Annotated in this window: 11 protein-coding genes; 8 read left to right on the top strand and 3 right to left on the bottom strand. The window is 39.8% G+C overall.

Translation table 11 applies throughout. From position 1 onward, the window contains the following. Window positions 1-19 precede the first annotated feature (19 nt). Complete coding sequence (locus FS608_RS25495) at window positions 20-2,428, bottom strand: M14 family metallopeptidase (RefSeq protein ID WP_222127403.1); 2,409 nt, start codon at window positions 2,426-2,428, stop codon at window positions 20-22. A 672-nt stretch (window positions 2,429-3,100) separates the two neighbouring features. Here FS608_RS25495 and FS608_RS25490 point away from each other — a divergent pair. The 3 genes from FS608_RS25490 to FS608_RS25480 all read left to right on the top strand — a co-directional run bounded on the left by FS608_RS25490 (window position 3,101) and on the right by FS608_RS25480 (window position 5,481). Continuing rightward, a complete protein-coding gene (locus tag FS608_RS25490) occupies window positions 3,101-4,174 on the top strand; it encodes a DUF2157 domain-containing protein (protein WP_144555374.1) in 1,074 nt (357 codons plus the stop codon). Then, complete coding sequence (locus FS608_RS25485; protein ID WP_144555373.1) at window positions 4,167-4,697, top strand: GDYXXLXY domain-containing protein; 531 nt, start codon at window positions 4,167-4,169, stop codon at window positions 4,695-4,697. The genes FS608_RS25490 and FS608_RS25485 overlap by 8 nt, the downstream gene beginning before the upstream one ends. 187 nt (window positions 4,698-4,884) lie before the next feature. Beyond that, the gene (locus FS608_RS25480; RefSeq protein WP_144555372.1) at window positions 4,885-5,481 is read left to right on the top strand and encodes a biotin transporter BioY; all 597 of its coding nucleotides are present in this window, start codon (window positions 4,885-4,887) and stop codon (window positions 5,479-5,481) included. Window positions 5,482-5,572: 91 nt separating this feature from the next. Here the strand turns inward: FS608_RS25480 and FS608_RS25475 are convergent, their stop codons facing one another. Beyond that, window positions 5,573-6,820, bottom strand: a complete 1,248-nt coding sequence (locus FS608_RS25475) for a GGDEF domain-containing protein (protein ID WP_144555371.1) — start codon at window positions 6,818-6,820, stop codon at window positions 5,573-5,575. A 410-nt stretch (window positions 6,821-7,230) separates the two neighbouring features. On the opposite strand from FS608_RS25475, the gene FS608_RS25470 reads away from it, so the two are divergent. Then, entirely contained in the window at window positions 7,231-8,106 is an 876-nt protein-coding gene (locus tag FS608_RS25470) for a 6-phosphofructokinase (protein ID WP_144555370.1), read from the top strand. A gap of 127 nt (window positions 8,107-8,233) precedes the next feature. Here the strand turns inward: FS608_RS25470 and FS608_RS25465 are convergent, their stop codons facing one another. Beyond that, a complete protein-coding gene (locus tag FS608_RS25465) occupies window positions 8,234-9,181 on the bottom strand; it encodes an iron-hydroxamate ABC transporter substrate-binding protein (RefSeq protein ID WP_144555369.1) in 948 nt (315 codons plus the stop codon). A 368-nt stretch (window positions 9,182-9,549) separates the two neighbouring features. Between FS608_RS25465 and FS608_RS25460 the strand changes: the two genes are divergently transcribed. The 4 genes from FS608_RS25460 to FS608_RS25445 are packed head-to-tail and all read left to right on the top strand — an operon-like array spanning window position 9,550 to window position 13,383. After that, window positions 9,550-10,506 carry a FecCD family ABC transporter permease gene (locus tag FS608_RS25460; RefSeq protein ID WP_144555391.1) on the top strand — a complete coding sequence of 319 codons (957 nt, stop codon included), beginning with the start codon at window positions 9,550-9,552 and terminating at the stop codon, window positions 10,504-10,506. After that, entirely contained in the window at window positions 10,506-11,525 is a 1,020-nt protein-coding gene (locus FS608_RS25455; RefSeq protein ID WP_144555368.1) for a FecCD family ABC transporter permease, read from the top strand. The genes FS608_RS25460 and FS608_RS25455 overlap by 1 nt, the downstream gene beginning before the upstream one ends. 18 nt (window positions 11,526-11,543) lie before the next feature. Next, window positions 11,544-12,368: an ABC transporter ATP-binding protein gene (locus FS608_RS25450; RefSeq protein WP_144555367.1), complete on the top strand. Its 825-nt coding sequence runs from the start codon at window positions 11,544-11,546 to the stop codon at window positions 12,366-12,368. Window positions 12,369-12,387: 19 nt separating this feature from the next. Beyond that, window positions 12,388-13,383 carry an NAD(P)/FAD-dependent oxidoreductase gene (locus FS608_RS25445; protein ID WP_144555366.1) on the top strand — a complete coding sequence of 332 codons (996 nt, stop codon included), beginning with the start codon at window positions 12,388-12,390 and terminating at the stop codon, window positions 13,381-13,383. Window positions 13,384-13,417: the final 34 nt, after the last annotated feature.

Genomic DNA, 13,417 nt, shown 5'->3' with positions numbered 1-13,417 from the left:
AGGCCAGCCCCCTCTCAAGTTATTTAATTGTAAGTGTTACAGAATTATAGTTATTCTTCTCTTTACTTATTGGGTTATAATTCTTCTCAATGTTTCCTGCTGCGTCTACAGCGAACCATTTCAATGTTGTCGTTTTATCAATTTTTAAAGCTTCGGCATCTTCACGTATACCGCTTAAATTAATTTTTGCAGATTCAAAGGTAGGACGGCTGCCGTTAAGGGTATAATAAATAGTCGCAGGCTCACTAGTCTTAAAGGTAACATCTACTGGTCCAGTGAATTTACCGCTCCCAGGTACAGCTTGGGAAGTCGGACGCTGATGGTCCTTCGACTGATTGTAGGCAACTTTAAACATACCTATTAAACCGTTAGCAAATTCCATGGCTTCTTCGTGACCTTCTTCAAAAGGTGGCTGGAAGCCAACCGGTTTCCACGTTTGTGTTTCCTTATCCCATAAATCTGCTCCTACTTCGAAATCCCAAGCATAAATCCCTTTTTCATACCATAAGTAGTCAGCGGAATTTCCTGCTGCAGAATAAAGAACATCAGGAACCGGGCCCGTGCGACTCGGAAGAATGACCGTACCACGATAATCCTGAATTTCGTTAAGAATAGTATCTGAAGCTGCCCAGTAGAAGGCCTCTTCACCGGCAGATGGTCGCGGAAGGGTTGTACGAGTCGCATCGTAGGCCCCAGGTGACCACATAAAATAGCCGCCATAGCTGTGAATATTCATGGCAAATTTGATGTTAGGATTTTCATCGGCTAACCAAACCAAGTTTTTAGCCTCTGGTTCGGAGGTTTCCGCAGGGCCCGCATAGGTTCCACTAGTACAATTTGTTGTGGATGCACCTATAAATCCATCAAACGCGGATCCTACAGAATGGTTTCGGTTAATATCAACTCCCCAAGAATTACGATATCCTGGATCAGATTGGGCAGGAGCACAATAGTTGGTCATATTTTTCCGCTGCATGTTGTAATCATAGAAAGTGTAATGTGCTCCGTCAGGGTTTACAGACGGTACAAGGAAAATATCCAAGTTATCTACAAGGCGTTTAGTTTCACCGTCGTGTGCATAATTTCGGAGTAACTGCTCGGCTGTTTCAATCGTTACTAGCGGTGTAACCCACTCACGTGCGTGTTCTTGAGCGTAGCCCAATACCCCTGGCTTGGAGCCATCACGATGTTTCCCGATTCGAATCGCTTTTACGGTGAAAGGCTCACGGGAAATGTTTGCTGGTGCTTTTAAACCGTCCGTTAATGTCGCAGTATCTGGTAAAACAGTTCCTGTCCCAGTGTTGCCGCGATATGTATTGGCGGTGATGAGTGCACTTGCAGAAGAATCAGCATTAATCGCATCTACCACTTGTTTCGCCGTACTGGTAATCTGACCAGAAGAGTCAGTTGCTAAAGCGACTAAGACTTTTTTCCCTTCTACGTTAATTTTTAATAAAGAATTATTACTTTCTGGATTCTTGAACTCTATTGAAATATCATTTCCGCCTTCATGGCCCCAAGCTTTTGATGTAACAACAACAGACGATGGCTGTGTGCTGCCTATTTGAGCTTGTGCAAGACGTCTATATCCATTTGTTTTATTAGGCATTTCAATGATATCTACTAAATCAGGAAACTCTTTTGCTAGTTTTTCAGCCCGTTCATATAATTCTGTCGGATCCATATAATGGTCAACAAAGTCTTTAACATAATGTGTTTGTGGATTCCCAGGCTTGTCCGCTCCGAGCCAATCCGTAACAGGGCTTGAAACAGTTCCACCAAGGCTGCTTGCTAACTTTACAGAGGCTGGGATAGCGCTCACGGGAACCTCAAGATAATGATATAAGTATTCGCCAGCATCCACCTTTCTGGAAAGTGTGGCTGACTTTTCAACGCCGTTTTCTGTCCAAGTGGCTGTTAGTGCGGTGCTTGCTGAAGCACCTGCAGTTGATTTCGCTTCGATATAGAGAAAGGTTTCAGATTGGTTTGTGTAGTGATTGGCGCGAAGAATTTTAAGCGAATCCTCAGCAGCCGTCAAATTTGTCTCTTGTTGTAAAGCCGTTTGTCTCTCTACCGTTCTCGCATTCCATTGCTTTTCTGTGATCAGTGTGTCTTTCACCTTAATTCCAAATGTTTTTAACATAGCAATCTCAGTTGGAGTAACAACCGCGTCCACTTCAAAAATTCCATTGTTTTCACTGGCCCGGTGTGTAAGGTCAATGCCTAACTCTAAAAGTTTATCCTTTGCATTCTGATTAGGTACTTCTAGTTGCACGATTGAGAAGGATTCCGCCTTTGGCAGCGGTAGATCGGGCTGCCCAGCTGCGCTGGCGGATGTACTGAAATCTGGATTGAATACCGAAAAGCCTAATCCGGTCATTGCGGTCATGACCATCAAATTTTTTTTCCATTTTTGTCTCTTTTTCACGAAATTACTGCACCTCCTGATTTATCACTAAATTTTGATGATACAAGCCAATATTAAATATAATTTTGAGAATACCTTGTCGAAATTCCCGAGCGGTACCCATAATTCGTCCTACAAAAATTTCGATTTTCGAAGAATTGGATGTTATTTTAGAAGAATAATTTTTTAGGGAAAATTATCCACTAAAAAAGTTATAGATGTATTGAGAAAACTGTCGATTTAGGAGAAATCTGCATGAAAGGTAGATATCCCATAAAACCGTTATGACAAAATCCAGCTTGATTAGCATTAAATATACTGTCAAATACTGTCATATATTACATGTTTATGGAGATTCTTTTTTGGGGCATTCTTACCGCGTTTTTCTTACTGGATCAGCTATAAACTATATAAGGAACTATATTGGACTTTATAAAAAACAGCTATCCCATAAATTATCTCAGCCTGCACGTTACCAGTGATAGGAACGATCACAATGCCTTATTGACGCTGATAAACAGGGACTTTCTTGTGTCAAAAATCAGGCACTAATGCTTCTATAGAGCAAGTAAGACACTCTTTTTTAAAAGGATATAAATACTACTTGTCGAATAAACATAATTGTAAAGAATTGGTTTGGAGATGGTTGAAGGGGAGCAATTAGAAAAATAGATGCGAAAAGGGGTGGGATGATTGACGAAACGTATCGTAAAACAGAATGAATTAAATTTTTTAAAGCGGGAACTTAAGTACTTTGAAGATTCGGAGATTCTGCAAGCTGGAAAGGCCCAAGAGATAGAGGCACTTTACGAAGTACAGAAACTTTCGTTTACAAAGACACTTTTGTATGTGGGTTCGATTTTAATTGGTGCGGGAGTACTCAGTTTTATCGCGAGCAATTGGGATGAAATTGGAAGAACAGTGAAATTCCTTTTAATCATTGCCTTGTTTATTGCTTGTAATCTCGCGGGCTATAAAATGGAGAAGAACTTTCCTAAGACATCGAAGAGTCTTTATTATCTAGGCTGTCTTGTATTTGGGGCGGGGATTTTTCTTGTCGAGCAAATGTTTCATCTCGGAACCAATTCTCAAAATGCCTTTTTATGGTGGTCCCTTGGCATTTTGCCTTTGGCTTGGGTTTTACGGGAAAAATGGATTTTACTAGCATCTTCCCTTTTTGTCCTCAGGTATATGCTTGATGGCCATTACCTCCAAGGTGTAGACATCCCTTTTTGGACTCTGCTTTGGATTGCCGCAATTTATATTCTTAATGAAAAAATAGGTTTTTCGAAGTTGACTGGTTTTGTCACTGGCTTGCTGTCGCTGGCATTCATAGGAACGATTATTAGTTATTTTATCAATGGCAATACTTTTGATGATTTTGCTTATGTGTACGGTCTAATCTATTTGATTATCGGTGTCGCACTGGTTCTTTCGAAAAGGAAAATTAAAGAGGTTTACGTTGTATTGGGCTACCTCGTTCATGGTGCGGCAGCACTATTATTATCTTTTGAAGACAGTTGGCCGTTCGATTGGATGTACATTCCTTTTTCCATCCTCTACCTGATTTATGTATTGTATTTAATCAATAGAGGAAGCCTGCTCAGTATCATCATTCTTTGCGTAATGATTTTTCGTTTTTATCTTGATTTATCCTTTGAGTTTTTACCAAAATCGTTTGTCTTTATCATTGGAGGATTCTTGTTGCTAGGTTTCGGCTTTTATTTTGAAAAACAAAGGAAAAAAGGGGTGAGTGTGCATGAATAAGCGTGCAAAGCAGTTAGTTTTGGCTTGTTGCGTGCCAGTGCTCATTCTTTTAGGTATGTGCGTCAAGCCTCTTTATACCTTGTTAACGGGGGAAGAAATGATCCTTCAAACGAAACCATTGGATCCATCTGATGTATTTAGGGGCGATTATGTAACCCTGCAATATGAAGCGGAAGAGGTACCGATAAAATTGGTAGAGCCATCAGTGGTGACAAGATTACAGGACCGTGGTGGAGAGTTTGAGGTTTACGTTCTAATGGAGGAAAAGAATGGTGTCCACACACCTATTAAAGTCACCCTTACTAAACCAGATAAGGGGGAATTCCTCAACGGGACGATCAGCTATATCGATAAAGACAACCAGGGCCAAGAAATCGCTTTTATTAGCTACGATTTGGATAACTACTACCTTGAGGACAACACAGGAACAGAATGGGAAAAAGCCTCAGCAAAAGGAGAAATACTAGCAAAACTAAAAGTAAACAACGGATATGCCATCCTGACAGATATTTTCAAGAAGTAAAAGTGGATGTTAAAAGTGGTGTCAGGCACCGTTCGTGGACAAAATCCTTGGTTTTGTCTGCGTGGAGAGGACAGTGATCCTCCCTGGTGCCTGACACCTTTCGTTGTTAACTATAATTATATTTTAGTTGACAATAGAGTAGCCTACCCTTTATTTTAAGATTATAACTATTAATCGGGGTGGAAGTATGAATCGTAAATTAAGAGCGTTGGATTTAACATTAGTGGGAATGTTTGTGGCCCTTATGGCAATAGGGGCTAACATCACCTCTTTTGTACCATTTATGGTGGTGGGCGGAGTTCCAATTACGCTGCAAACTTTTTTTGCTATTTTAGCAGGGGCAATTTTGGGGAGCCGCTTGGGGTCAATTGCCATGGTTGTTTATATGTTAGTAGGACTTGTGGGCGTTCCTGTTTTCTCCAGATTTGGAGCAGGACCTTCAACCATTTTCAGTCCTACCTTCGGCTTTATAATATCGTTTATTTTCACAGCATTTATTATTGGAAAGGTCGTTGAAAAGAAGAAAACCGTGCCAGCCTTTATCGTTGCGTCCCTAATCGGAATGGCTGTGAACTACTTCTTCGGTACAAATTGGATGTACTTTTCCTACAAGATATGGGCTGCTGCACCTGAAGGTTTTACTTACAAAATGGCCTGGCTATGGATGGTAGTGCCTTTGCCAAAGGACATCATCTTAGCAGTCTTAGCGGGAATCATGGCCCACAGACTCGAAAAATCAGTCCTATCCAAAGGACAATTTAAACATTTAAAGCGTGTTTCCTAAGATAATTTGGATCAAATTGAATGTCCGCCTTGTGCGGACATTTGTCTTTTGGTGGTGCCTGACACCACTAACGACACCATTAATGTCATCATTATTTCAATTCCACTGATGAGAGAGTATTTTCGACGGATACTCTGTTTCGTCCAAGTTGTTTGGATTGTAGCAGGAGTTGGTCCGCTTGTATGTATGCCTTTTCCATGGAGATTTGATCATTTGCTGTATAGAAATACAGTCCAAATGATGCTGTGTAAGAAATAGACAGATTCTCACCATTAAATTCTATATCCACATGATTGTTTTTGACCCCGTTTAGCATCCTATGTACAAGTTCCAAAGTATCATCGAAATTTCTCTTTCTAAGACAAAGAGTAAATTCCTCACCGCCGCTTCGGAACAAATAATCGTTTTCGCTGAGATAGCTGTTTAATGTCCCGGCGAAGTGCTGAATCACTTTATCACCAACGGCGTGATTGTAATTATCATTAATACTTTTAAATTTATCGATGTCAGCAACGACAATCCCAATTCTTTCCCCGGTTCGATTTAACTCGGCCAGTTTTTTATCCATAAAGGTTCGATTGAAGACTCCAGTTAAAAAGTCTGTATAGGCCATCTGCTCGAACTTGTCACGTTCCAGTTTGTGTTGGATACTTTGTGATTTGGAATGGTAGGACCGGCTTACAATGTAGTTCAGAATAAAAAGGCTGATCAACATCTCCCATTTATCCTCTTTTAAAAAGAGAAATAAAAGCCCATTTGTAAAGGCCACTGTGCCATAATCAAGCCAACTTCTGCTTTTTAAAACAAATTTGATACCCTCTTTTATGGTTTTAAAATCTCCAAGAATATATAAGGCAATGACCAGGAAGATGCTTGAAAGAATCAAAGAAAAACTAACTATTATCAACATTAAAATCCAGAAGCCAAAAGGGAAGCCATTAAAGCTCGACTGTAAGTGGAGAAACAAAAAATAGGCTATTGAGTTAGTAATCACGAATGACCCAATATTGTATAAGGTATCTAAAAATTCATTTGGATCAGCAGTTTGGGTCCACTTTTTATAAAAATATACTGTAAAACGATAAATGAATTCAAATACGAATAAGCCTAACGGTCCAGCAAACAGTGCAAAGGAAGAATCGTAACTAATTCCATGTTCCCAACTCGTGCTGCCACTTTTAGATAAGACTCGAAGGTGATAATACAGACTAGAGAATAACCAAAATAAAGCTAATGCTTTAAAGAAATCAGTATGATTAATTAAAATAAGATCTGAACTAATAGCTATGACCGAGGCAGTAAGAAATAGTGAAATATCGTATAGTCTAGCTTTTAGCATAAAAGTTCAGCTCACTTTCCGAATGCCTAGCCATTCGTTTATATTTAATAATATTTCCACATTACCAAATGCTTTAACATTATTTCTTATTTTATAAATCAAATTATCAATGACTTTAAATAAAAAGTGAAAAACTAATCAAACGATTGATTAAATTTTGGGGAAGCCATGGGTTCATTAGTTTCTTTGAAAAGTGGAAAAACTAATCAAACGTTTGATTAAATTGTGTCAAGTGTCATAAGAGTCGAATAAGTCTTGAAATAAAAAAATAATAGCTATATATTTTGTGTGTGAACAATTACACATAAAAATAAGTAGACTAGGCAAAAATAATTAATTGTCGGCTTTTACCTATAAATTTAGAAAATAGTGTTACTTTTTTACATCAGAAGAGGAGGCTTGACAGCAGCATGAATGAGGAAAAGGTTGGAATAGTGAAAGTAGGGACCATTCCACAGGTTGTTAGTACGGTAATCGATCAATTGGTCTATAGCCTGCAAAAGACAGGCAATTATCATGTTATGGGAATTCAAACCAATATATCAGTGAACAACCAGTTAGAATATCTTTTCTTTAAAGAGCCAGAGAGCGGAAAAAGGCTGTGCTCCTTTTCCAATGCCAGTTGGTTACAACAGCATGACAATTTGGTAAAGAATTTTGATATCCTTTATATCTTTTATAACGAGGAAGAAGAAATAGACATTACTAATCTTATAAAGGATGATGGATGCCAAATTTTATTCATTCCTATTAACATATTTAGTGAACAGAACCCGGATATCTATCATCTTGGATTTGATAGTGCAGTAAATGAAGCTGTAAATAATATCCTAAAAGTTAAAGATACAGCGGGCTCCCTGCTATTCTCAAATAAAAGGTCATTCCTGATTAATATTCCTGGAAAAAAGGCAGGAGTTTTCCTAAAAACTGCTGCGGCAGCTCTTCAATGTGAAATAATTGAAGAGGTCTCAAATGCAGAAATAGAACGGGTAACTGATAAGCTTACACAAAGATATCAAGAAGGAAGCAACTATGCTCTTATATTATTTAATGAAACAATTGAAGAAGTTGATATTAAGGAAAAAATTTCGGCTGCATTAGATTTGGATTTTCGATCCGTCGTGATTGATGAAGCTCAATGTATTGGAGGATATCCAACAGTAAGTGATCGGGTCTATGCGAACGAATTAGCAGAAAAAATGGTTCAGTGGGCAGGAGAAGGTCATTCATTCGAGATCGTTCGACTTGAACGATCTAACCAAATCAAAATAGATTCGTTTAAATGATAGAAGAACTTATACTTCATTCCATTTATGGCTTTAAAGATTCCCCAAAAAAGTAAATTACTTTGATAGGTCATAAAAAAAGGCGTCATCCTAACATTGGGATGACGCCTTTTGGGTATTTTGACCATTATTTTTTAAGGGCATTTACTACTTCATCAATCGTTTTCTCACTAGCTTTTAGACCGTTAATGGTCCAGTTGGATGGGTCGTTCATTTCATATACATGTCCATTTTTAACCGCATCAAGGCCATTCCAGATGGAACTCTTCGCCAAAATGTCTAAACCAGATTCGCCTTTTTTGCTGACAAGGAAGATGTGATCTGCTTTGATTTCTGGTAATTTTTCAAGAGCAATCGGATCCCACTGGACAGCAGCTCTGCCAAGACCTTCAACGAAAGCAGGCTGTTTAATGCCCAAATCCCCATAAAGGACATTGGCACTGAAACGATTGTTTTCCATTAAATAAAACTTATCAGCCATAACCCAAAGAATAGCGGCTGATTCATCACCAATAGCATCATGAATTTTTGTTTTCGAATCCGCCACTTTCGTATCGTAATTGGCTAGAGCCTCTTTTGCTTCTTTCTGTTTACTTAAGATTTCACCCATTTGCGTCAGTTGTTTACGCCAATCAGCATTTACTTCGTCCTTATAAACGTAGGTTGGAGCGATTTTTTTATACTCTTCATATTGTCCTTTTTGAATGGCAGTTGGAGAGCTGAAAATAATTAAATCTGGGTTGTTATTGATTACTTGTTCAAGAGGAAGATCCCAGCCGATTTTGGGAACATCTTTTAACTCTGGCTGTAAATAATCTAAGACCGTATCGCCAATTGACCATTGTGCAGCAGGTCTTACCCCTAATGCCACTAGTGAATCCTCTAAATAAGGAGCGATGATTCGTTTTGGATTAGCGGGGATTGTCACTTCACCCTTCGCATCGGTTAATGTCACCTCAGCATTTTTCTTTTCTGTTGTCTTGTCCGTTTTTGTATTATCAGAATTACTGCAAGCACTTACTAAAAATAACATCAGTAATAAAGTAAAAGATAAATAAAAGCGCTTTTTAAGCATGCTTAAACCTCCTAAGATAGTGAATACCTGTTATAATGGTAATGATAATCATTTTCATTTGTAGTGTCAATCAACAAAACCCTTCGATTTAGGTTAATTTGTGAAAGAAGTTTGAAGGATATTTTTGGGAGTCGCTTTTATACTGTAAACGTATTGAAAAATGCGTGGTTACTATCTATACTTAATGATAATGATTATCATTCCTTTTACTATTTTCATTTTCGATTTAATAATATATCCAATTTTTCTTTTTTTATCAGAAGAGGTGTTAGTTTTTGAGTGCAAAGCAGCAGGAGGGCGATTCGGTTGCTCTTCATCATAATAGAATTAGAACATCCATTAAAGGAACTTTCGTATTAATCACAGGAATGATACTAATCCTAATCTCGATGGGATTATCTATTGCTTACGGGGCAGCGGATATAAAAATGGCTACTGTTTGGGAGGCTGTCTCCCATTTTAATCCTGATATTACAACACATCAAATAATTCAAGAAATTCGTATGCCCAGAGCAATCGGGGCTGTATTAGTTGGTGCCTTCCTTGCTGTTTCAGGTGCAGTAATGCAGGGCTTAACACGGAATCCGCTTGCTTCTCCATCTATCATGGGCGTGACGGATGGGGCAGCTTTTGCATTAGTCATCACTCTTGCTTTTATTCCAACCACGACAATGATGGGGTTGACCTTTTCATCATTTGTAGGGGCAGGCCTTGGCGTAATCCTCGTTTTTACGATTGGAACTTTTTCAAAGGGAGGATTGACCCCAGTAAAACTCGCCCTGGCCGGGGTGGCAGTGGGTTCGATGCTTAGTGCATTCTCAAGTGCCATTGCTCTTCATACACAAGTGGCAAAGGACATGAGCTTTTGGTATGCAGGAGGATTAACCACCGTAACTTGGGAATCAATTAAGATCCTTTTAATCACTGGTGGGGTTGGGTTATTACTCGCCCTTTACATCTCAAGGTCAATCACTATCCTTAGCTTAGGCGAAGAAGTTTCCAAAGGGCTTGGACAAAATACAATTTTAGTAAAATCACTTGGCGTGATTGTCGTATTAGTACTAACCGGTGCTGCTGTATCGATAGCTGGTGCTATTGGATTTATTGGATTGGTAATTCCGCACATTACCCGATTTATCATTGGTTCAGATTACCGTTGGATTATTCCGATTTCTGCTGTACTTGGAGGACTGTTACTCGTTCTTGCTGATATTGCAGCAAGAATGGTGAATGCCCCGTTTGAAACGCCAGTTGGAGCCGTAACGGCGATCATCGGTGTTCCTTTCTTCTTATACCTGGCTCGTGGGGAAAGGAGGGGGCTGTAATGAATCAATCGAAAGCAAAACAGAAAAAATTTATCGTCTTAATTAGCCTTTTATTTATTTTAACAATTATCACTTTTATCATAAGTTTAAACCTTGGTGTCGTACGGATTGCTCCCATCGATGTTTTCAAGACATTAATAGGGCAGGGAACAGCCCGCGACCAACTCGTTTTAGTTGATTTCAGATTACCAAGAATGGTTTTGGCCTTACTGATTGGTGCGGGATTAGCAGTCTCTGGCGCCATTTTGCAAGGTGTGACGAAAAATGAACTAGCCGACCCTGGAATATTAGGTATTAATACAGGGGCAGGATTCATGGTCATTTTGTTTATCTACTTTTTTCAAGGTTCTATGAACAGTGTCAGCACACTTGGCATTTTCTTAATGCCCTTGTTCGCCTTAATAGGAGCGGTAATTGCGGCTTTTCTAATTTACGTATTGGCATGGAAAAAAGGAATTGATCCTGTCCGGTTAATTTTAGTCGGGATTGGTGTCAATTCAGGGTTTGGCGCTGCGATTGTTATTTTTCAACTCAAAATGAATCCGCAAGACTTCATGCAGGCGGCTGTCTGGCTTTCTGGTGATATTTGGGGAACGAATTGGAAGTTTGTCGCCATTCTCGCACCGTTAATTTTGCTGCTTATTCCTTTTGCTTTATACAAAGCACACATCCTAAATATCATGAATTTAGGTGATCAGGTCGCGACGGGCCTAGGGATTCATGTAGAAAAAGAAAGAAGAATCTTGCTTCTAGCAGCAGTGTCGCTTGCAGGTTTCAGTGTCGCGGCTGGGGGAGGAATTGCTTTTCTAGGCTTAGTTGCTCCGCATATTGCGAAACGATTAATTGGGCCAAAGCACCAGTTATTTTTGCCAATAACAGCCGTATTAGGGTCGTTTGTGCTTTTATTGGCAGACACAATTGGTAAAAATCTGCTTGCCCCAACCCAAATACCAGTGGGAATTGTAGTGGCAATATTTAGTGCACCATATTTTATTTTTTTACTAATGAAGGCCAAATAAAAAAAGGGGGAACGGATTGTGGTTTCACTTTCTACCGAGAATCTTCAGATTGGTTATGGAGACAAGACGATTGTTGAAAACTTGAATTTACACATAAATAAAGGGGAAATTACCACCATTATCGGCGCAAATGGCTGTGGGAAATCCACTATTTTAAAAACATTAGCACGTGTCCATGCAGCCAAGTCTGGGATCGTCTATTTGGATGGAAAGATGATTCACAAGGTCCCAACAAAAGAAATTGCTAGGAAAATGGCTGTTCTTCCGCAAAGCCCCGAGGCACCCAATGGATTAACGGTTTATGAATTGATATCATTTGGACGTTCTCCGCATCAAAGCGGATTTGGCAAACTAACGGATAACGACCGGCAGGTGATTGAATGGGCGCTAGAAGTGACTGGACTTAGTTTATTTGCCGATCATCCCGTTGATGCTCTTTCCGGCGGACAGCGTCAACGTGCTTGGATTGCAATGGCCATTGCCCAAGAAACCGATCTCTTGCTGCTTGATGAGCCAACCACCTACCTTGATATGGCGCACCAGCTAGAGATTTTGCAGCTGCTTGAAAAGTTAAATAAGGAACAAAACCGGACAATTGTGATGGTGATTCACGATTTGAACCATGCATCGAGGTTTTCTCACCATATGGTTGCACTGAGAAAGGGTACGATTGTCAAAGAGGGAAGTGCAGACGAAGTGATGACCCCAGACGTATTAAAAACGGTCTTTCAAATCGATGCTGAAATTGTTAAAGATCCACGGACAAAAAAACCAGTCTGTCTTTGTTATGATTTAATTCAAAAAGAGCCGGCGTTAGACAGTCGAAAAGTCATGAATTTCTAGTGAAATGGGATTAGATGGGATGGGGAATGAAATGAAATTATACGATGTTACCATCATCGGTGGTGGTCCAGTTGGCCTATTTACTGCTTTTTATTGCGGGATGAGAGAGATGGAAACAAAAATAATAGAATTTCTCCCATACTTAGGGGGGAAGGTTTCCTATTTCTATCCAGAAAAGGTGATCCGCGATATTGGCGGGATCCCGGCTGTTTCAGGGGAAAACTTAATTAAACAGCTGGTGGAACAAGCGCGAACCTTTCAGCCAACAATTGTTTTAAATCAACAGGTTGTTGGGTTAGAAAGGTTAACAGATGGGACGTTCCTATTAACTAGCCACAATGGAGAAAAGCACCATACCCGGACCATTATCTTAGCGACTGGATTCGGAACATTAAAAAGTGCAAAGCTTGACGTTGAACATGCAGACCAATATGAAGGACGAAACCTGCGGTATGCAGTGGAAAAGCTGAATGACTATAAAGATAAACATGTGCTTATTTCTGGTGGAGGGAATTCCGCTCTTGATTGGGCGAACGAGCTGCTCCCGATTGCGCGTCATATTACCGTGATCCATCGCAGACAAGAATTCTCAGGACTTGAACGAAACATCAGCAATTTGCGTAAATCAACCGCGACCATATTGACTCCGCATGTTTTGGATGCGTTACATGGCGAAGATGGACGAATTGGGAATGTTACCGTTAAAAATATTGAAACAAACGACACTCAGATCATTGAAGTGGACGAAGTTCTCGTCAATCATGGTTTCTGTATTGACCTTGGCCCCATCAAGGGATGGGGATTAGAGTTTGAATTTGGAAACATCAAAGTAGACAGTAGAATGCAAACTAATATCGAAGGTATCTTTGCAGCCGGGGACGTTGCCAACTACCCAAATAAACTTCACTTGATAGCAGGTGGATTCTCCGAAGGTCCAACCGCCGTTAATAGCGCAAAAGCCTACATAGAACCCCAAAAAGAACTAAAACCCATCTACTCCACCACTCATTTTTAAGATTGGTGTCAGGCACCGATCGTGGATAATTGTC

Source organism: Bacillus sp. X1(2014), from assembly GCF_007678255.1.
The sequence above is the reverse complement of the archived record's forward strand: the minus strand, read 5'-3'. Positions and strand labels throughout refer to the sequence as shown.

Coding starts and splice junctions, on each gene's coding strand:
- FS608_RS25485 (WP_144555373.1), top strand. CDS start 4,167: ATGAATAAGCGTGCAAAGCAGTTAGTTTTGGCTTGTTGCGTGCCAGTG.
- FS608_RS25480 (WP_144555372.1), top strand. CDS start 4,885: ATGAATCGTAAATTAAGAGCGTTGGATTTAACATTAGTGGGAATGTTT.
- FS608_RS25475 (WP_144555371.1), bottom strand. CDS start 6,820: ATGCTAAAAGCTAGACTATACGATATTTCACTATTTCTTACTGCCTCG.
- FS608_RS25470 (WP_144555370.1), top strand. CDS start 7,231: ATGAATGAGGAAAAGGTTGGAATAGTGAAAGTAGGGACCATTCCACAG.
- FS608_RS25465 (WP_144555369.1), bottom strand. CDS start 9,181: ATGCTTAAAAAGCGCTTTTATTTATCTTTTACTTTATTACTGATGTTA.
- FS608_RS25460 (WP_144555391.1), top strand. CDS start 9,550: ATGATACTAATCCTAATCTCGATGGGATTATCTATTGCTTACGGGGCA.
- FS608_RS25455 (WP_144555368.1), top strand. CDS start 10,506: ATGAATCAATCGAAAGCAAAACAGAAAAAATTTATCGTCTTAATTAGC.
- FS608_RS25445 (WP_144555366.1), top strand. CDS start 12,388: ATGGGGAATGAAATGAAATTATACGATGTTACCATCATCGGTGGTGGT.